This window comes from Clostridium sp. TJA020 (genome assembly GCF_058310295.1).
On sequence record NZ_JBZEFC010000004.1, the window covers coordinates 1 to 20375 of the forward strand.

The window sequence follows — 20375 nt, forward strand, 5'->3', positions numbered from 1 at the left end:
TTCTCCCTCATAAACGTATCCACATACTGTACATATAAATTTTTTCATATACTATCTCTCCTCTTCTTAAACACACATTTTTTTATTTTAATTTTCATTTATAAATCTTAATTCGTTTTTGTTTTTCCTGATTACATTTATTATTATATAATAATTATTATCCGTTGTAAACATCTTTTTAAAATTTTTCTATTTTTTTCTACAAAAAAATAGATAAGAGTTAAACTCTTATCTATTATAATTAATAATATAAATTTTGAGTTGCATATTCAGCATCACAAGTTATATCTATTCCAAGTTTTCTAAATGTTTGTTCATCATTATTACTTACTATTGTAGTTGAATGGGCTTGAGCTCCTTTAAGCTTATAAAGTTTCTCAACAGCAACTTGCGCCATAGGATTAGTAGCTGCACATATACTAAGTGCCATAAGAACTTCTTCACAATTAAGAGCTGGTCTTTTAGATGCTAATGTTTCTTTCTTTAATCTTATTATAGGATTTAATATAACTGGTGAAATTAAATGAATATCATCATTTATATCAGCAAAATATTTAATAGCATTAACAATAGCTGCTGCTGTGCCTTCCATAAGTTCTGATGTTTTACCTGTAACTATAGTTCCATCTTCTAATTCAATTGCAACAGATGGACATATCTCGTTACCACCTTTTAACTTCTTTAATCTCTCAGAATTTTCTCTAGCTTTAGTTACAACTTTTCTATCTTGTTCTACTAAATTTAATTCACTCATTATAAGTGATACTCTTTGAAATGTTTCTTTATCTACATAACCTTTTTTGTATTCACATGCAGTTTTAAAATATCTTCTTATAATCTCTTGTTTTGAAGCTTCTTTTACTACATCATCATCTATAATTCCAAAACCTACTCTATTAACTCCCATATCAGTAGGTGATTTATATACAGATTCTTTTCCTGTTATTTTTTCTATAATTCTTTTTAATACTGGAAAACTTTCAATATCTCTATTATAATTTACTGCTACCTTATTATAAGCATCAAAATGGAATGAATCTATCATATTTACATCTTTTAAATCTGCTGTTGCAGCTTCATATGCAATATTTAATGGATGCTTTAATGGTACATTCCATACTGGGAATGTTTCAAATTTTGAATATCCTGCAACATTTCCTCTTTTATTTTCATGATAAAGTTGACTTAAGCATGTTGCAAGTTTTCCACTTCCTGGTCCTGGAGCTGTAACAACAACTATTGGTTTTGTAGTTTCTATATATGGATTTTTTCCATATCCTTCATCACTTACTATTGTATCTACATCTGTTGGATATCCTTTAGTTGCTCTATGTTTATATACCTTTATTCCTCTTCTTTCAAGCTTATTTATAAAAATATTTGTAGAAGGTTGTTCATCATATCTTGTTATTACAACACTATTTACATCTAAATCATATGATCTAAGTTCATCAATAAGTCTTAATACATCAGCATCATATGTAATACCAAAGTCTCCTCTTATTTTATTTCTTTCAATATCACCTGCATACACACAAATAATTATTTCAGCTTTATCTCTTAACTTATGTAATAATTTTATTTTTGCATTTTCATCAAATCCAGGTAATACTCTCTTTGCATGAAGGTCTTGAAGAAGCTTACCTCCAAATTCTAAATAAAGTTTATCGTAATTATTTACTCTTTCTAAAATATATTTAGACTGTTCTTCTAAATACTTTTTATGATCAAATCCTATTTTCATAATTTCTCCTTTTGTTAATTATTTTTTATTTAAATTTTTTATTCTTGTAAACTAAACTATTTTCATAAAAATATGTGAACCATAAAATGTTTATAAAAAACAGAAAATATATTGGATTGTTAGATGTAAATCCTTTTAGCCCTATTAAAGATAAAAGTCCTAATAATCCAATATATTTATACTTATGATAGTTCATAAAATCATCTCCAAAACATGTTTAATTATATTATATACATTTTTAGAGTTATTTTCTATATTTAATTCTCTTTTATAAATTTATATTTGTATTCTGGTCTACCAACATTACCATAATCTATTGTTACTTCAGCTTCACCTATATTTTCTAAATAATCAACATATTTTTTTATAGTAACATTACTTACACCTGTTAATTTTGATATACCTCTTATAGTCCAATATTCTTCATTATTTTCATTTATAACATTGTATATCTTATTTAATGTATTTTTATTTATTCCTTTTGGAAGTTTATTTTCTTCATTAACTAAATTATCATTATTATATAATCTATCTAAATCATTTTGATCTAACTTAGTATTTTGAATTAAAAGTTCTCTCTTTTTAATATACTTATCTATAGCTTTCTTAAATCTTTCAAATTCAAATGGCTTTATTAAATAATCTACTACTCCATATGCAAAAGCAGTTTTTATTTCTTCTGATTTATCTGCTGCTGTCATCATTATAACTTCTGATAATATTCCTTTATCTCTAATATATTTTAATATTTCTATACCATTTTCTTTAGGTAAGTAAACATCTAATAATATTAAATCTATATTTTCTTTTTCCAAAACATCTATTAAATCTTCTTTATTAGATACAGTTTTAAATACTGAAAATCCATTAATCATCTCAACATATTTTTTATTTATTAAAGCTACCATAGGATCATCTTCAACAATAACTACTTTGTTCACACCTATTCCTCCTTTAATATACTTATTATAAATTTTTTATTTCTTTTGTTTTCTTTTATTTTTATACTTCCACCATAAAGATCAATTCTACCTTTTACAGTTGATAATCCAATTCCTCTCCCTGTACCTTTAGATGTTACTCCATTTTCAAAAAGATTGTCTTTTATATTTTTATTTATATTAATTCCATTGTCTGTAACTTCTATATTTATTATTTTTTCATCTTCACCTATATAAACTTCTACAACTCCACTAGAACCTTTTTCTATACATGCATCAAAAGCATTTTCTATAAGATTTCCAAGTATAGTTATTATGTCAATTGAAGTTACTCTTCCATGTGAATGCATCATATAAGAATCTTCATTTATTATAAATTTTATATTCTTTTCATTTGCAATAAGTTTTTTACTAAGAAGCATAGCACTTATTAAATTATCCTTTATTCCTGCAACAGTAGTTGTATTTTCTAAAACTTCCTTTTGACACTCACTTATATATTTTTTTGCTTCATCATATTCTTCTAGATTTATAAGTCCCAAAATAACATGTAATTTATTTTTAAATTCATGAACATTTGCTCTAATATTTTTAAGTAATCCGTCTATACCAGTTATTTCTCTTGCAAGTCTATTTATATTTTCACTTTTCATTAAAGTAACAACAGCACCTAAATACTTTTCTTTCTCTTTTATAAAACTTAAATTTACAAATACCTTTTCACCACTTAATGTTATTTCTTTCATTTTTACACTACTCTTATTATCTATATATTTAGAAATTTTTTGTATTAATTCTTCTATATTTAATGTATCTAGCATCTTAAAACAATTATCATTTATTTCTAAAATTTTATTATTTCTATCTATGGCAATTACACCTTCATCTATGGAGTCAAGTATTATTCTCTTTTCATTATATAATCTTGCTATTTCATCAGGTTCCATACCAAGCATTTCTCTTTTTATTTTTCTTGCAAATGTTTCTGATAATATTATTGTAATTGGCAATATTAAAACAAATAAGCATATTGTTATAACTATAACCTTATTAGTTACTGACTCAACATCTTTTAAGTATTTACCTACCATAACAAACCCAACTTGTTTATCATTATTATATATTGGAGCAAAGTATCTAACTGTAACACCCATAGAACCTTCCATTGTTGAATAATAACTTGTTCCATATTTAATTACATCTTTATTATCTGTATTTACAAACTTTTGTCCTATTTGATTAACATCAAGATGTGAGTATTTTTCTCCGGTCATATCTCCAACAACAATTATATCTATGTTTTTAAAGTTTTTCACAAATTTACTTACATAAGATTGAATCTCAAAATTATTTTTTCTTTGCTCTAATGTATTTTGAACTATTGGGGTATTAGCTATTACATATGAAATTTCTTTTAAATCTTGTTTTATTTCATCATTAAGATCGTCAACTCTAAGCTTCATAAAAAATATACAAGCAAGGATTAATGGTATTATCGCTATTATAATACTACGTTTTCGTACACGACTTTTAAAACTCATATTCTCTCCTTTTATTCTTTTTATATTAGATTATACATAATTATTTTATTTTTTTCGACATTTTTTATTTTTTAAACCTTAATTATAAAAAGCCTTACTTATAGTTTTCTACAAGTAAGGCTTTATTATAAATATACTAAGCTATTGCATTTTTACAATTACTTTCTGTTAAATATTCATTTAAATTATCATATGAAATACTTATCATATTTGTTAAAGCTTCATCTGTATATGATCCCATGTGAGGAGTTAATAATACTTTAGGGAACATTTCTATAAGTTTTTCTATATTTTTATCATCTATTTCTTGTCCCTTAAGATCTTTAAAGAAAACTCTACTTTCTCCCTCTAATACATCAGCTCCATAACCACCAAGTTTTCCACTTTCAATTCCTCTTATAATTGCTTCTATATCTTGAAGTTCTCCTCTTGCTGTGTTTATAATTATTCCGCCATCTTTCATATTATTTATAAATTCATCATTTATTAAATGATAATTTACTCCTTTTATATATGGCATATGTACTGAAATTACATCTGAAGTTTTTATTAATTCTTCTTGACTTACAAATTCAACAATTTCTTTCGCTGCATCACTTTGAAATACATCATAACCAATAACTTTTGCTCCTAGTCCCTTAAAAAGCTTAGCAGTTGTAAGTCCTATTCTTCCAGTTCCAATTATTCCAACTGTACAATTTCTAATTTCTTTACTAAACATATTAGCATCAACAATGAAATTCTTTTCTCTTGTTCTATTTACTGTATAAGCTGTATGTCTAAGTAACATCATTGCAAGAGTTACTGCAAGTTCACTTATTGCATTTGGTGAATATCCTGGAACTCTAGCTGACTTTAATCCAAATTCCTTTACTGCTTCTAAATCAACATGATCAAATCCTACTGTTCTAGTAAGTACATACTTTAATCCATTATTTTTTAATAGCTCTAAGTTTTGTCTATCAGCCATACAGTTACCCCTAACCATTATAGCTTCTGCTCCTATAGCTTCCTTTACATTTTCATGATTTAATCCTTTTTCTACAAGTTTTAAATCATATCCATATTTATTTAATTTATTAAAAAATTCAACTTCTGTTGGTCTTACTCCAAAACAAACTAACTTAATTGACATAAAAAAACTTCCCTTCTTTTTAAATATATAAAAATATATCTATATTAAAATAAGACTTAATTCAGGAAAAAGTTTTTAAATCTAATTCCTGAATTATAGTCATTTAAAATTTAACTATACAAATAACCCTATATTTTTAATTACTTCTAAAGCAACTATCCATATTGGCATTGCTACTACTGCAACTATAGTTGATAATAATGAACAATTTGATGAAAGAACTGATTCTTTATCAAAGCTTATAGCATAAGCTGCTGCAACTGTTGCTGTTGGCGCTGCCATCATTATTACTACAGTAGCTAGTCCAATATATGATACTGGTAAAATTCCAGTTACATTTAAAACATATAATAATACTATATTTATTAATGGAACTATAATTACTTTTTGAATGCTATAGTACCAAGAATCTTTTGATCCCATAGCTTCTTTAAATGGTATTGTAGCTAAATTAGCTCCAATTGATAACCATGCAAGTGGTGAACATAAAGCACTTAAGTAAGTTAAAGGTTTATAAAGCCATGGTAATGTTTGGTCAATTCTTAAAAATGCATAGTTTTTTACCCCTTCTTTAGTAGAAACAGCTACTTGTGGTAATGACTCTTGGAATAACCATATAAATAAACCTAAAAATGTTGCTATAATAATTGGATTTAAAAACATAGTTTTAACATTTTTCTTAAAGTTTTCTTTATCCATCTTCAAACCTGACATTTTAATAAATCCATATGAATAAAGGAACACTCTATAAGCTATATTGAATATTGAAGAATACATAACTCCTACTGTTCCATAAACAGCTTGTACAATCGGAGTTCCAAAGAAAGTTGTTGATCCAAATACTGTTAATACTCTTAAAGCATCTTGTTTATCTCCCTTGTATCTTGAATAAAATAACTTAGTTATAAATATAAGAACTATATAAATTGCAAATCCCCATATTAAAAGATTTATTCCTTCATGTAAGCTTTTCTTATTAATATCTACTAAAAATGATTTTAATGCTAATGCTGGAAGTGATACTGATAAAACTACCTTACTTAATATTTTTGCAGCACTATCATTTATTATATTTTTCTTTCTTAAATAAAATCCTAAAAAAATAATTGCTATTGATGAAAATATTGCACCTATAATTGCGTTATCTGTTAATGTTTTTCCTAAAATACTTAAGATATCCATCTAATTTAATTCCTCCTCAGTTTATAAAGTTTTCTCAAATCTTTTTGTTATTAATTTCACACTTATGTTATAACATTAACAATTAACTCACAATTATATTTAAATTTCTAAATAATTATTTAAGTTTTTTAAGTTTTATTATTTAATTTATTTACTTAAATAAATTAAATAATTCATTTTTTTGTTAAGTTTTAGTCAAATTTTTATAAAAAAAAGAGCTTTACTCAGCTCCTAATATATTAATTATAAAATTATTCTTTATATTGCTTTGTATAATATTTTCAAACCTAACTTTAGAGTTTTCATTTGTATACTCTAAAAGTGGATCAAATATATAATATAAACTTTCCATATTTAATTCACTTCCACTAATAACATTAATTTTAACTTTTCTTTGATTATATAATTTATTACACTCTTTTAATGTATCATATACTCCCATTCCACAATTCTCTTTATTATATAATTTTGATACATATACATAAATATCTTTTAATTCTATACTTTTATCATAATTATTAAAGTAAAAAAATAATATTTCCTTTAATAAAATAATCATATCTATATCTTTTCTAGTTTTTATATATTTATTTTCTATAAAAATTATTTTGTTTAAATTAATAAATTTCTTTATACAATGCTCTTTTTCTTTAATATTACATATTATTATATTTACAAAACTATTATTAAATAAATTTGTTTTAGTAAAATAATTTATATCATTAAAACTTATAAAATTCACATTGTACATATCAAAACAAAAATTATAATACTTAATAAATTTTATAATTTTATCTTTTTTAAAAATATGATTATATACTTTAAAAATATCACTATTGAATTTATTCAATATATTTTCTTCATTTTCTAAAGAATAAAATATATTTACAGTTTTATTATCCCCCATTAATACTTACCCCTCTTATTTTTATGTAAAAGTAATTTAGGGCTATTTAAAATAGCCCTAAACAATTTATATATTAAATATACCTTTTATTTCTTCTTCATTATAATTAATTATAAGTTCTTTTGGGAAATTTATTTCATCTACTAAATTTATACAGTTATCAAACTTTCCTATATCATAACATATGTGAGAGTCACTACCAAATATTATTTTGGCTTTATGTTTTCTACAAAACTCTAACATTTTTTTATCATTTTCTAAGGCTCCTACTCTAAAACCATTTGGTCTTAAAGATGAATTATTTAATTCTAATAAAATATTATTTTCTTTTGCAGCAATTACAACTTCTTCATAATTAACAGGATATCTTGAATCATCTAAATGACCTATTATTTTTATGTTTGGCTTTTTCATAACATTTATAACAGCTCTTGTATTTTCTTCTTCTGTTCCAGGATTTATACAAGGTGGATGAAAACTTGCTATTGCATAATCTAGATTATTTAAATCATCATCTGTTAAATCTACATTTCCATTAAAGTCTAATATATTAACTTCTGCCCCAACAAAAACATTAACACCATCAATATGTTTAGGAATAACTCTTAAGTTATGGAAATGATATATATGTGCAGTGCCTGGCATTTTAGGAGCATGATCTGAAATTCCTAAATATTTAATTCCCTTATCTCTTGCACTATCTATGTTTTCTTTAACTGTGCTATATGCATGACCGCTAGACACAGTATGTGTATGTAAGTCTATTAATTCTCTCATTTTTTACCTCCTTAATACTACTAATATATTTTACCACAAAAAATTTTTTAATCATAATTTTATAATTATTAAATAAAAAGAACTTTATTACTAAGAATTCACTCTAAGTAAAAAGTCCTTTTTTATTTATATTAAGCTTTACTAACGTTATCAGAACCTAATGCATCTTCTGAAAGTTTTTTATTATAAAATGATACAAAACATATTACAGTAATAGTTGCTGCTATTATATCTGCAATTGGTTCTGCCATTAAAGTCCATTTAAGTTTATTTTCAAAAATCATAGGTAATATTAATGCTAATGGTATAAGAAGTATTATCTTTCTTAAAAGAGCTAATATTAATGATGTTTTAGCTTGTCCAAGAGCTAAAAATGTTTGTTGGCACGCTATTTGTGCTCCTGATGCAATAACTCCACCAAAGAATATTTTTATACTCCAAGTTGTTATATCCATAAGATTTGAATTATCATTAAATATCGATACAAAAAAACCTGGAGCCATCATTAAAGCAATCCACATAACTCCTGTATAACATAAACAATAAGTAAATAATAATCTGAATGTTTGTTTTACTCTATTTCCTTCTTTTGCTCCATAATTATAACTTATTATTGGTTGAGCACCTTGGGATAAACCTACAAGAGGTAATAACACTATCTGCATTATACTACTCATTATAGTCATAGCACTAACTGCTAAATCTCCACCATATCTTAATAATTGATTATTCATTATAATCATTACAAGACTTTCTGTTGATTGCATTATAAAAGGTGAAACTCCAAGAGCTACTACTTGAAATATAATTTTTAGTTTTGGAATCATGTACTCTTTTCTTATTTTTAATATACTTTTTTGACTAAATAAAAATTTAAGAACCCATATAGCTGAGACACATTGTCCTAAAACTGTTGCAAGAGCAGCACCTTTAACCCCCATTCCAAAACCAAATATAAATATAGGATCTAAAATTATATTAATTATAGCACCTATTATAACAGTAGCCATACCAGTCTTCGCAAATCCCTGTGTGTTAACAAAAGGATTCATTCCTAATGCTATTTGAACAAATATAGTTCCCAAAATATATAATCCTAAATAATCACTTGAGTATTTTATTGTAGCTTCACTTGCTCCAAAAGCCCAAAGCATTTGTTCTTTAAAAATAGTAAAAACTATAGTAAGTATAATTCCTAATAATATAAGAGCTGAAAAACTATTACTTAGTATTTCTTCAGCTTCATCATTATTTTTCTCTCCCATCTTTATAGCTGCAAGAGGCGCTCCACCCATACCAATAAGCGCACTGAAAGCTGATATTATCATTATTATTGGAAAAGCTACTCCAACTCCCGCCATAGCAATTTCTCCATTTGGTATTCTTCCTATAAATATTCTATCTATAATATTATATAGAACGTTAACTATTTGAGCTATAATTGCAGGAAGTGCTAATCTAAATAATAAATTATTTATCTTTCCTGTACCTAAATCTATTTTTTTATCAGTCATTTAAACCAAAACCTCCACAAATTTAATATATTATAAATTTTACATTATTTTACTTAAAATGTGAACAAAAAGCATAGTTAAAAAACTATGCTTTATATTTATTTATAAATTTATCTATCCTTTTTATAGCTTCTATTAAATCATCCATAGATGCAGCATAACATGCTCTTATAAATCCTTCACCAGATTCACCAAAGGCATTTCCTGGAACAGCTAACACCCTTTCTTCCATAAGAAGTTTTTCACAAAATTCATCTGAAGTCATACCTGTCGACTTAATACATGGGAATACATATAATGCACCTAATGGTTCAAAACATTCAAGTCCCATTTTTCTAAAACCATTTACTAAAACTCTTCTTCTTCTATTATATTCTGATGCCATTTCTCTTACACTATCATCTCCATGCTTAAGTGCTTCAATTGCTGCATATTGCGCTGTTGTTGGTGAGCACATTATTGCATATTGATGTATTTTTTTCATGGCATCTATTAATACTTTATTTCCACAAGCATATCCAAGTCTCCATCCAGTCATTGCATAAGCTTTTGAAAAACCATTTATTATAAGTGTTTTATCTTTAACCTCTTCAAATTCTGCAATTGATACATGTTTTTTATCATATGATAACTCTCCATATATCTCATCTGAAAGAATTATTATATTCTTATCTTTAACAACATCAACTATTTTTTCTAATTCTTCCTTTGTCATTATAGCTCCAGTTGGATTATTTGGAAAAGGAAGTATTAAAACTTTTGTTTTATCTGTTATAGCATCTCTTAAATCATCTGGCATAAGTTTAAATTCATCTTCAGCCTTTAAGTTTATTATTTTTGCTGTTGCTCCTGTAAAAGTTGTACATCCTTTATAAGCAACAAAGCTAGGTTCTGGAATTATAACTTCATCTCCAGGACCTACAAGCGCTCTAAGTGCTAAATCAATAGCCTCACTTCCACCAACAGTAACTAATATTTCTTCTTTTGGGTCATATGATAAATTAAACTTTCTATACAAATAATTTGCTATTTCTTCTCTAAGTTCAATAAATCCAGCATTAGAAGAATAATGTGTATGTCCTTTTTCTAATGAATATATACCAGCTTCTACAACATTCCAAGGTGTTACAAAGTCTGGCTCACCAACTCCAAGTGATATTACATCTTCCATTTCGTTTATCATATCAAAATATTTTCTTATTCCAGATGGGGGCATATTTTTTATATTATCTAAAATCATATTTTCCATTATCATATAAATATAGCCTCCCTATCACTAATCTTCTTATCTTTAAATATAGTTCCATGATCTTTATACTTTTTAAGTACAAAATGAGTTGCTGTACCTTGTACATATTCTTGAACTGCAAGTTTTTCTGATACAAACATAGCAACTTCTTTCATTGTTTTTCCTTCTACTATTACAGTTAAATCAAAACCTCCAGAACTCATTAAATAACAAGCTTTAACATTTGAAAATTTATATATTCTTTCTGCAACTTTATCAAAACCTTGACCTCTTTGAGGTGTTATTTTTACTTCAATTAATGCTGTAACTGTCTCTTTTCCTGTATTTTCCCAATTTATTAATGTAGTATACCCTGCTATTATATTTTTTTCTTCATAATCTCTAATAGCTTCTCTTACTTCTTCTACTGTCTTTCCAGTCATTATAGCTATTTTTTCATCACTATATCTACTGTTTTTCTCTAAAACCTCAAGAATTTCTTCCATATCTCTTAAATCCTCCCTAATTTATTTAAAATAAAAAAAACCTCCATCCACAATAAAGGGACGAAGGTTACTAATTCGCGGTACCACCCTAATAAATAAATATATCGCTATATTTATTCACTCTATAAGAATAAATTTATTCCTTTCCTATTTAACGTTAGGATTACGGCTTATTTTATTAAGCATTAAACTTAGTTCTCAATAAGCAATTCCAAGGCTGCTTCCATAAATACCCTTGCTAAATTCCACCAAACTTTAGCTCTCTTTAAAGGAACTATTTTATGTACTCTTCCTCTTCAAAATTTTTTACATTTATTTTTTATCTATTATATGACTATATTTTAATAAATTCAATACTTTTATTAATTAAAATTTTGTAATTTATTATTAATATTTAAATATAATTTGTTTTGCAATATAATTTATATTTAACAAATAAAATTTCCAATTAGAGTAAATTATTTTATAAAAAGGATGTGAAAATTTAAATTTTCACATCCAACATATTACTTATCTACACTTCCAGTATCCATCACAGTCAAAATCATCTTCAGCTTCTTCTTTATAGCATTCTATAGCCTTACAGAATAAAATATTTGTTTTTCTAATTATTTCTTCAAATTTTTCTAATAGACATTCAACTTCTCTTAATTTTTTGTCAGCTTTTTCTGATAGTTGATCTGCTTTTAATCTATATTTAGCTGCTTCTTCTTGTAAGCAGTTAGCTTCTCTTAATTTTTTATTTATTGCTTCTAATAATGCTCTATTTTGTGCTGCTAATTCTTCTGCACATCTTTCATACTTTTCACATTTGTTATCTTTGCATGGTATACAATAGCATTTTTCTTTTTTACATTCTCCATAACCTTTATTACATCTAGTCATTTTAATTCCTCTCTTTCTCACTCTTTAGTATAATTAAAACTCTTTAGTAATAATATATGAATGTATTTAACTATTGTTACTTTCTTTGTATAATTTTATATTATTTTAATACATATTGTCTTTTATAATTTTAACTTTTCCATCTAAAGTACCTATAACATCTTTATTATTTTCTAAATAATTTTTTACAATATTTATTGCATCTTCTGTTATTAATTCTCCTTGGCATACTAAAGGAATACCTGGTGGATATGGCACTATTGCTTCTTTAGCTATTTTTCCTATTGAATCTTCTAATCTTATAAGTTCATAATCCTTTTTAAACACTTCAAAAGGCTCAAACACCTTTTTTGTATTTATATTAAAACTTTCAATATTACCATAATATTTTATGGCTTCAAAATTTATTTTTAAAAGTGCCTCATAAATTTTCTGAAAATCTTTGTCCTTATTAAATGGTGATAATATTAAAACAACACCTCTTAAAAATCCCATTTCACATTGAATCTTTTCTTTTCTAAGAAGCTCATGAAGTTTATATCCACTATACCCTTCTTCTAATATAAGTACATATCTACTTTTATCAATTTCATAACCATTATTTAAATCTGAATTAGATAGTAACTTTACTTTATCAATACAATTAATTTTTGCTTTCCAAAACTCTGCTAAATCTATTAATTCATCATATTTCTTCTGTCCATATTCGTCTAAATAATATCTTGCATAATCTAAAGATGCCATTAAAAGATATGATGGTGATGTACTTAAAAATGCATTTTTATAAAATAAAACATCTGAATTTTTATCATTTACAATTAAATATCCACTTTGAGTTAATGACGGTAATGTTTTATGAGCACTTAGCACTACATAATCAGCTAATGAAGTTAAACTTTTAGGTAATCTTTCACTTGCAATAAAGTGAGCCCCATGTGCAGCATCTATTATTACTTTTAATCCTTTGCTTTTTAAGTCTTTAATTATATTTTCCATATCATAACTTATTCCAAAATAATTAGGATTTGTAAGAATTATTCCTTTTGCTTTTTTACATTTATTAAAAGCTTCATAAATCCTATTTTCATCTGGAGGCAAGAAAATTCCATTTATATTATCTATTACTGGTTCTATATATGTAACTTTTAATTTTCTAAGTATTAATCCATTATAAATAGACTTATGACAATTTCTTTCTACTAAAACTTCATCTCCTTCATTAAAGGCACTAAAAATAGAAATTAAATTTCCAGAAGAACTTCCATTTACAAGAAAGAATGCATTTTGGGCATTGTATGTTTTAGCTAAAAGCTCTTCACTTTCTTTAATAACACCTTCTGGATAATGTAAATTATCTAAAGGATCATTTTCTGTAATATCTAAAAAACCTAAATTATTTACAAATTCTTCTCCTAGCTTATCTCCTAAAAATCCAATACCACACTTATTTCCTGGCATGGAAAGTATAAGATTTTTTTCTTTATGATAATCTAATAAAGCTTTTAATAAAGGTATTTTTTTCATATATTTTCCTCCTTTATTATAAAAAAGTTGCCCTAATTTAAGGCAACTTTTTTATTTTAAAACCTGAATAAACTTTTTATCAAATACTTTTGTTATAGTTTTTACTATAAAATTTAAATCTATATCATCTAAGTTTTCTGTTTCATCAATATATATATTATAATCATTAAACATAGTATTAAATGTAGCAAGTTCTTTTGCTAGCACTATACTCTGTTCTTCTCTAAATAATCTTTTAAGCTTAAAGCTCTTTTTAAATTTATCTAAATCTTTATCTGTTAATCTTTCATTTAATTTTAATGAATCATTAACACATTTATCTATAATTTTTATAGCTTTTTTATAATTTTCTTTTGATGTACTTAAAGTTATTTTATAGAACTTAATTCCTTCTTCATAGCAAACTCTAGTTAATACATCATATACTAAATTATATTTTGTTCTTAATGTATCAAAAAGTTTAGAGTTTACTCCATCTCCAAAGTATTCATTAAATATTTTGAGAGCCTTAATTTCTTTATTATTTAAATTATCTATAGGATAATTAATTTGAATCTTACTTGTTTTAATATTTTGTTTTGCTTCCTCAAAATATTTTTCATCATTTTTTTCATAAACAATTTTATTAAGTTCTTCTTCTTTTTTATTCCAACTTCCAAAGTACTTTTCTAAAATATGAATAACTTTATCAAATTCTATATTAGTAATAATAGATATACTTATATTACTTGGGAAATATACTTTATTATAAAATTCCTTTATATCATCTACCTTTAAGTTTTCTAAACTTTCAAAAGTTCCTATTATGGGATATTTAATTCTTCTATTATTGAAAGAATTTATAAATAACTTATCTTCTAAATATTGTTCTATCTCTTCATCCCATTCTTTAAGTTCTTCTATTATTATCTTCTTCTCATCATTAAAACCATTTTTATCAAATACAGGATTAATTATAATGTCTGAAAACAAATCTATTCCCTTTGATAAATCTTCACTTAATAAGGTTCCATAATATATTACATAAGGATAATTAGTCATAGCATTTTGAAAACCAAAAATTTCACTTAATTCTATATTTATTTGTTCTTCAGTTCTATTTTTTGTTCCTTTATAAACCATATGTTCTGTGGCATGGGCTACCCCATACTTTTCTCCATCCATTAATGCTCCACCTTTTAATGAAACACATAAAGATGTAAGATTTGAACTATGATTTTTATATATTAATTTAATGCCATTTTTTAAAGTATATTCCTTAATCACTTAAATATCTCTCCTTTAAGTACACTTTTTAATATATTATTCCGCTTTTAAAGCTATTGCACATTCAATTCTCTTCTTTTGCATTTTACAACCAATTTCATAAGGAACATTTATATCGCCATTGAAATTAACATTGTTTGCTTGACATCCTCCACTACAATAGAATCTTGCCCAACATTCTCTACATTTTGGCTTATTGTATATGTGTGCCTTTTTAAATTTCTTTCCAAGCTCTGAATTATATGAATCATCATATATTGTTCCAAGTTTGTATTCTTCTTTACCAACAAATTGGTGACATGGATAAACCTCTCCTTGTGGAGTTATTGCTACATATTCAAAACCTGCTCCACATCCTGAAATTCTCTTGTAAACACAAGGTCCACCATTTAAATCCACATTAAAATGATAGAATCTAAATTCGTCTCCTTCTTTCTTTCTTCTAACCATTTCATCATATAACTTATCATAGTTTTCAAATATTGTATCTAAATCTTCTTCTCTAAGTGATAATGGATGCTCATCAGGTAATACAACTGGTTCTATTGAAATTTCTCTAAAACCTTCATTTGCCATAGCCATAACATCTTCATAAAAATCAGTATTAGCTCTTGTAAATGTTCCTCTTACATAGAACATTTTATTCTTATTTCTCTTTTCCACCATTTTTTTAATGTTTGGAAGTATATCATCATATGAACCTGAACCATCAACTTTTATTCTTACATTGTCATTAACTTCTTTTCTACCATCTAATGAAAGAATTATGTTTCCCATTTCCTTATCCATAAAATCCATCATTTCTTCATTTAAAAGAGTAGCATTAGTTGTCATTGTAAATCTTATATTTTTATTCCACTTAGCTTCATTTTCTCTTGCATAAGCTATTATTTCTTTAATTGTGTCCATTATAAGTGTTGGCTCACCACCAAATAAGTCAATTTCTATATTTTTTCTTGGGCCACTTCTTTTAACAACATAATCAATTGCCTTCTTTGCAGTTTCAATGTCCATAACCCCTTTATGTCCATTGTATTCTCCTTCATCTGCAAAACAATACTTACATCTTAAATTACATCCATGTATTATATTTAAGCATACAGCTTTTATATAATCTCTATCATCCATTGAACTATGAGCTATATCTTCATACATATCTTTAGTATAAAGCATGTCCTCATCTACTAATTCCTTTATCTCATCATAAGCTTCGCTAATAGCTTCAACAGGATATTTATCTTTTAATTCATTTATAATTATATCTTTATCTCTTAATGCATTATCATCAACTATATCATAAACTAAATCATCAACTATATGAACTGCTCCAGTATTTACATCTAAGACAAAACTATTGTCTCCTTGCTTAAATTTATGTATTAATGCCATTTTTAAAAATTCCTCCTCATATATCTTGCACATTAATAATTAAGCAGCAACTTAAATCTTTAAGTTACTGCTCATTTATTAGTTTTCGCACTCTAAGTTTGCAACTGTGCATGAAGTCTTACATGCTGATTGGCATGAGTTTGCACATTCTTTGCATCCAGGCTTCTTTAAACTATTTTTGATGTTTGTTTTGTTGATTGTCTTTATATGTTTCATATCCTTACTCCTCCATTATTAAAGAATAACATACAAATTATATCACAATACAAACATTTCTTCCACAGTAATTATTAATGTTATTATTAGTTTTGTTTAATTATTAATAAAATGATTAACCATCTCTTGATTCTTATAATAATATTTTATATTTTTTAAATCATCAACTTCATTGCACCCTAAACATCCCATAAATATTCTACTATCATTTTCTATCTTTCTAATATAATCACTAACCTTAGAAATTCCACCTTCTAAATATACTTTTAATATTGCTCCTGAAATACCTACTATATTTGCCCCAAGTATTAATGATTTTATTAAATGTATTGAATTACTAATTCCCCCTGAGGATATTATGTTTAAATCATCACTTACAGCTCTACAAAATAATATAGATTGTGGGGTTGGTATTTCAAGCTGCATTAGCTCTTTACATATATCACTATTATTTCTTAAAGCTTCAATTTTTATAAAGCTTGTACCACCTTTTCCTCCAACATCTATATATTTAACTCCAATATTTTTTAGCTTTTTACAAGCATCAAAACTTATTCCACTGCCTACTTCCTTAACTATAACAGGTACATCTATATTTGTTATTATATTTTCTATATTATTTAGCATACCTTTAAAATTTCTATCACCTTCAGTCATAACAAGTTCTTGAGAAACATTTAAATGTAATTGAATAGCATTAGCCTCTAATGAAGAAACTGCCCTTTTTACATTTTCAAGAGAACTCATAGCACTTAAATTAGAAATAATGATGCCATCTTTATTATTCTTTCTTGCAATTTTAAAGCTATTTTCAAAAGATTTATCTTTAAGCATTATAGATTGTGATCCAACAGCCATTGGTATATTAAATTCATTTGCTATAATACTTAAATCTCTATTTATATTAAAACTTAAGTCAGCCCCACCAGTCATAGCATTTATTATTAAAGGCATATTAATAATATTTCCTAAAAATTTTGTTTTAAGAGATATTTCATCATAATTAATTTCTGGTATAGAATTATTTAATATTATTACATCCTTAAAATAATCATCATTAGAATAGGATTCTTTTGCATACTTTATATGCTCTTCTTTTCTTAATTTTACATTTTCTAAATCTTGCATTTATTCTCCTTAATATAAAATCCTTTTACGTAAATATCTTTATCATACAGTATTATAATATCATTACAAGCTTTTTCTGAATACTCATCAAAAATAAACTTAATATTATCTATAACAACCATTTTATCATTTTCTCTTTTAAAATCCATAAATAAATCATAATAAGAAGAACCACAAGCTAAGCTTGCTTTTATTCTAACGTAATCATCAATACTATTTTTAATTAATTGTTTTAATGCTATTTTTGCCTTTTCATCAATTTTTATATTCAAATTAATCACTCCTAAATTAATATAAATTTAGGATTAACATAAAATATGAATTTTACTCTTAAAATTTTAAAACAAAATAAAAGACCTACGGCATAAAATGCTATAGGTCTTATATCAAATCCTCAAATTATACTATACTAAGATATTTTAACCTTTTTATTAAAGTGCATTAAGTGCTACTTGATTTAATAAACTCCATGGTTTATTAAAGTGTGGTTGGAAGAAAAAGTCTGTCATAGCAAGTTCTTCTACTGTCATTTTATTTTGAATAACGACTGATAAAGTATTCATAAATTGTGTTAAATCAACTTTTGACATTATTTGTCCACCTAATATTCTTCTTGTATTTTTGTCAAATACAATCTTAACCATAGCTTTTTCATAAGTTGGCATAAATTCTGGTCTATAATTATCTTCAATTGTTGAAGTTTCACATTCTATTCCTGCAAGTTTAGCTCCTTCTTCAGTTAATCCTGTTGAAGCTATACATTGTTCATATATTTTTATACCTGATGTACCTTGTGTTCCCATATATTTTATAGTTGGTTTTTTAATATTTCTAGCTACTAAAGTACCCATTCTTACTGCATTTGTTGCAAGTGGAATATATCTATCTTCTCCTGTTGGATTATATTTAACAACACAACAATCCCCAGCAGCAAATACATTTTCATCACTTGTTCTCATATATTCATCAATTATTATTGCACCATTTGGTAAAGTTTTAAGCTTATCTTTAATAAGAGTTGTATTTGGTCTAAATCCAATACATAATACAACTAAATCTCCATCATATTCACCTTTATCAGTTACAACCTTAGATACTTTTCCGCCTTCTCCTTTGAAGCAACTAACTTTTTCACCTAAAACTAATTTTACTCCATGATCTTTAAATTCCTTTTCAGCAACATCAGTAAATTCCTTATCTAAATATTTTGCCATTATTCTTTCTTCTGCATCAACTAATGTTACATTTTTGCCTAACATTTGGAATGCCTCTGCAAGCTCTACTCCAATATATCCTGCTCCAATTATAACAACATTCTTAGCTTTTTTGCCTTTTTCTGTTATAACCTTTGCTTGGTTATAATTCTTACAAAGAACTATATTTTCTAGATCTCCACCTTCAAATTTTGGTACTATTGGCCATGATCCTATAGTTAAAACTAATTTATCATAACTATCTTCAAATTCTTCTTCAGTTAATAAATTTTTAACCTTAACTTTTTTATTGTCAAAATCTATATCTAAAACATCATGTTGCATGTTTGTTTTTACACCTAATTTTGCTAAACCTTCTGGAGAATTGTAGAACATATCATTTAAATCTTTAACTACATCTCCAACATGAAGTGCTATACCACATGATAAAAATGATACATTATCATTTCTTTCATATACTGTAACTTCACATTCTGGATATAATCCTTTTAAATTTACTACTGCAGCAGTTCCTGCATGAGTACAACCTACAACTATAACTTTCATTATAAGTACCTCCTGATATTTTATATTAATTAATAAGTATTATCCAATAATCTTTATAGTTAAATGATACTTCTTTAGATAAGATTTGTAAATAGTTTTTTTGTTAAATTTTATCAGATACTATTAACAAAAAAAGAATTACACTATACAATTATTAAAATATGTGTAATTCTCCTTATATCTTATCCAAATTTTAAAATAATTATTTAAAAATAACATCACTAAATATATAACCAAAACTTATAAATGCTGTATTCCAAATAATTATCCCAATAGTTGAAAATATTGAAAATCCTAAAAAATTTATTTTAAAAACTCCTGCAGGTATTGATACTAAAGTTCTAGCTACCGGAATTAACTTACTAATAAGTACACCATAATTTCCTCTCCTTTTTACTTCTTCTGATATTTTATAAATATATTGTTTTTGATTCGGAAATTTTTTTATATACTTCTCTAATAATACTGTACCCCCATATCTACCTATTGCATATAAACATATACTACCAAGTAATCCAGCCAATACCGAAACAACTATTGCTGTAAAAAAATTAATATGTCCTTTATCAATTAAAACTCCTGCAGCTGGCATTATAATCCCTGCTGGTAATCCTGGTAAATTTAAATATTCTAAAAAAACTATAATAAACAGAAATAATAATCCATATTGAGAAAAATACTCAAAAATTACTTCTAAATTCATCTAAACTCACCTCAAAAATTTTAATAGTT

General features: G+C 25.7%; 19 protein-coding genes and 1 other annotated feature. All 19 genes read right to left on the bottom strand.

The genetic code is table 11. The features are described 5' to 3' along the window. Window positions 1-241 precede the first annotated feature (241 nt). The 19 genes from AC4FQ1_RS07975 to AC4FQ1_RS08065 all read right to left on the bottom strand — a co-directional run bounded on the left by AC4FQ1_RS07975 (window position 242) and on the right by AC4FQ1_RS08065 (window position 20346). Entirely contained in the window at window positions 242-1744 is a 1503-nt protein-coding gene (locus AC4FQ1_RS07975; protein ID WP_303130924.1) for a DUF1846 domain-containing protein, read from the bottom strand. A 257-nt stretch (window positions 1745-2001) separates the two neighbouring features. Beyond that, window positions 2002-2685, bottom strand: coding sequence for a response regulator (locus AC4FQ1_RS07980; RefSeq protein ID WP_303130927.1), 684 nt, complete (start codon window positions 2683-2685; stop codon window positions 2002-2004). Between the two features lie 2 nt (window positions 2686-2687). After that, window positions 2688-4226, bottom strand: a complete 1539-nt coding sequence (locus tag AC4FQ1_RS07985) for an ATP-binding protein (protein WP_303130929.1) — start codon at window positions 4224-4226, stop codon at window positions 2688-2690. A gap of 136 nt (window positions 4227-4362) precedes the next feature. After that, window positions 4363-5361, bottom strand: coding sequence for a 2-hydroxyacid dehydrogenase (locus tag AC4FQ1_RS07990; RefSeq protein WP_303130930.1), 999 nt, complete (start codon window positions 5359-5361; stop codon window positions 4363-4365). A gap of 114 nt (window positions 5362-5475) precedes the next feature. Beyond that, window positions 5476-6543: an AEC family transporter gene (locus tag AC4FQ1_RS07995; protein ID WP_303130931.1), complete on the bottom strand. Its 1068-nt coding sequence runs from the start codon at window positions 6541-6543 to the stop codon at window positions 5476-5478. 220 nt (window positions 6544-6763) lie between these two features. Next, on the bottom strand, window positions 6764-7450 hold the full coding sequence (locus AC4FQ1_RS08000; protein WP_491169418.1) for a hypothetical protein: 687 nt from the start codon (window positions 7448-7450) through the stop codon (window positions 6764-6766). A 66-nt stretch (window positions 7451-7516) separates the two neighbouring features. Next, window positions 7517-8227 carry a phosphatase gene (locus tag AC4FQ1_RS08005; protein WP_491169419.1) on the bottom strand — a complete coding sequence of 237 codons (711 nt, stop codon included), beginning with the start codon at window positions 8225-8227 and terminating at the stop codon, window positions 7517-7519. A 131-nt stretch (window positions 8228-8358) separates the two neighbouring features. Then, window positions 8359-9741, bottom strand: a complete 1383-nt coding sequence (locus tag AC4FQ1_RS08010; RefSeq protein WP_491169420.1) for an MATE family efflux transporter — start codon at window positions 9739-9741, stop codon at window positions 8359-8361. A gap of 85 nt (window positions 9742-9826) precedes the next feature. After that, window positions 9827-10996: an aminotransferase class I/II-fold pyridoxal phosphate-dependent enzyme gene (locus AC4FQ1_RS08015; RefSeq protein WP_491169421.1), complete on the bottom strand. Its 1170-nt coding sequence runs from the start codon at window positions 10994-10996 to the stop codon at window positions 9827-9829. After that, a complete protein-coding gene (locus AC4FQ1_RS08020) occupies window positions 10993-11475 on the bottom strand; it encodes an Lrp/AsnC family transcriptional regulator (protein ID WP_303129177.1) in 483 nt (160 codons plus the stop codon). Before AC4FQ1_RS08020 ends, AC4FQ1_RS08015 begins: the two co-directional genes overlap by 4 nt. Before the next feature lie 53 nt (window positions 11476-11528). Next, window positions 11529-11784 (bottom strand) — a binding site (T-box leader). Between the two features lie 201 nt (window positions 11785-11985). Continuing rightward, window positions 11986-12360, bottom strand: coding sequence for a hypothetical protein (locus tag AC4FQ1_RS08025; protein WP_303129176.1), 375 nt, complete (start codon window positions 12358-12360; stop codon window positions 11986-11988). A 105-nt stretch (window positions 12361-12465) separates the two neighbouring features. Further along, window positions 12466-13884, bottom strand: a complete 1419-nt coding sequence (locus AC4FQ1_RS08030; RefSeq protein WP_491169422.1) for an aminotransferase class I/II-fold pyridoxal phosphate-dependent enzyme — start codon at window positions 13882-13884, stop codon at window positions 12466-12468. Between the two features lie 51 nt (window positions 13885-13935). Continuing rightward, a complete protein-coding gene (locus AC4FQ1_RS08035; RefSeq protein ID WP_491169493.1) occupies window positions 13936-15147 on the bottom strand; it encodes a M16 family metallopeptidase in 1212 nt (403 codons plus the stop codon). Between the two features lie 39 nt (window positions 15148-15186). Next, on the bottom strand, window positions 15187-16539 hold the full coding sequence (gene scfB / locus AC4FQ1_RS08040; protein ID WP_303129172.1) for a thioether cross-link-forming SCIFF peptide maturase: 1353 nt from the start codon (window positions 16537-16539) through the stop codon (window positions 15187-15189). A gap of 78 nt (window positions 16540-16617) precedes the next feature. Then, entirely contained in the window at window positions 16618-16755 is a 138-nt protein-coding gene (gene scfA / locus AC4FQ1_RS08045; RefSeq protein ID WP_035279055.1) for a six-cysteine ranthipeptide SCIFF, read from the bottom strand. 96 nt (window positions 16756-16851) lie between these two features. After that, entirely contained in the window at window positions 16852-17883 is a 1032-nt protein-coding gene (gene fni / locus AC4FQ1_RS08050; protein WP_303129165.1) for a type 2 isopentenyl-diphosphate Delta-isomerase, read from the bottom strand. Next, window positions 17871-18155, bottom strand: coding sequence for a hypothetical protein (locus tag AC4FQ1_RS08055; RefSeq protein WP_303129163.1), 285 nt, complete (start codon window positions 18153-18155; stop codon window positions 17871-17873). Before AC4FQ1_RS08055 ends, fni begins: the two co-directional genes overlap by 13 nt. Before the next feature lie 159 nt (window positions 18156-18314). Beyond that, window positions 18315-19643: an FAD-dependent oxidoreductase gene (locus AC4FQ1_RS08060; protein ID WP_491169423.1), complete on the bottom strand. Its 1329-nt coding sequence runs from the start codon at window positions 19641-19643 to the stop codon at window positions 18315-18317. Window positions 19644-19845: 202 nt separating this feature from the next. After that, window positions 19846-20346, bottom strand: a complete 501-nt coding sequence (locus tag AC4FQ1_RS08065; protein WP_303129158.1) for a DedA family protein — start codon at window positions 20344-20346, stop codon at window positions 19846-19848. Window positions 20347-20375: the final 29 nt, after the last annotated feature.

Bases quoted from the DNA above. Each gene is read 5' to 3' on its own strand.
- AC4FQ1_RS08025 (WP_303129176.1), bottom strand. From the start codon at position 12,360: ATGACTAGATGTAATAAAGGTTATGGAGAATGTAAAAAAGAAAAATGC.
- AC4FQ1_RS07975 (WP_303130924.1), bottom strand. From the start codon at position 1,744: ATGAAAATAGGATTTGATCATAAAAAGTATTTAGAAGAACAGTCTAAA.
- AC4FQ1_RS07995 (WP_303130931.1), bottom strand. From the start codon at position 6,543: ATGGATATCTTAAGTATTTTAGGAAAAACATTAACAGATAACGCAATT.
- AC4FQ1_RS08010 (WP_491169420.1), bottom strand. From the start codon at position 9,741: ATGACTGATAAAAAAATAGATTTAGGTACAGGAAAGATAAATAATTTA.
- AC4FQ1_RS07985 (WP_303130929.1), bottom strand. From the start codon at position 4,226: ATGAGTTTTAAAAGTCGTGTACGAAAACGTAGTATTATAATAGCGATA.
- scfB (WP_303129172.1), bottom strand. From the start codon at position 16,539: ATGGCATTAATACATAAATTTAAGCAAGGAGACAATAGTTTTGTCTTA.
- AC4FQ1_RS07990 (WP_303130930.1), bottom strand. From the start codon at position 5,361: ATGTCAATTAAGTTAGTTTGTTTTGGAGTAAGACCAACAGAAGTTGAA.
- scfA (WP_035279055.1), bottom strand. From the start codon at position 16,755: ATGAAACATATAAAGACAATCAACAAAACAAACATCAAAAATAGTTTA.
- AC4FQ1_RS08015 (WP_491169421.1), bottom strand. From the start codon at position 10,996: ATGATAATGGAAAATATGATTTTAGATAATATAAAAAATATGCCCCCA.
- AC4FQ1_RS08005 (WP_491169419.1), bottom strand. From the start codon at position 8,227: ATGAGAGAATTAATAGACTTACATACACATACTGTGTCTAGCGGTCAT.
- AC4FQ1_RS08065 (WP_303129158.1), bottom strand. From the start codon at position 20,346: ATGAATTTAGAAGTAATTTTTGAGTATTTTTCTCAATATGGATTATTA.
- AC4FQ1_RS08060 (WP_491169423.1), bottom strand. From the start codon at position 19,643: ATGAAAGTTATAGTTGTAGGTTGTACTCATGCAGGAACTGCTGCAGTA.
- AC4FQ1_RS08000 (WP_491169418.1), bottom strand. From the start codon at position 7,450: ATGGGGGATAATAAAACTGTAAATATATTTTATTCTTTAGAAAATGAA.
- fni (WP_303129165.1), bottom strand. From the start codon at position 17,883: ATGCAAGATTTAGAAAATGTAAAATTAAGAAAAGAAGAGCATATAAAG.
- AC4FQ1_RS08030 (WP_491169422.1), bottom strand. From the start codon at position 13,884: ATGAAAAAAATACCTTTATTAAAAGCTTTATTAGATTATCATAAAGAA.
- AC4FQ1_RS08020 (WP_303129177.1), bottom strand. From the start codon at position 11,475: ATGGAAGAAATTCTTGAGGTTTTAGAGAAAAACAGTAGATATAGTGAT.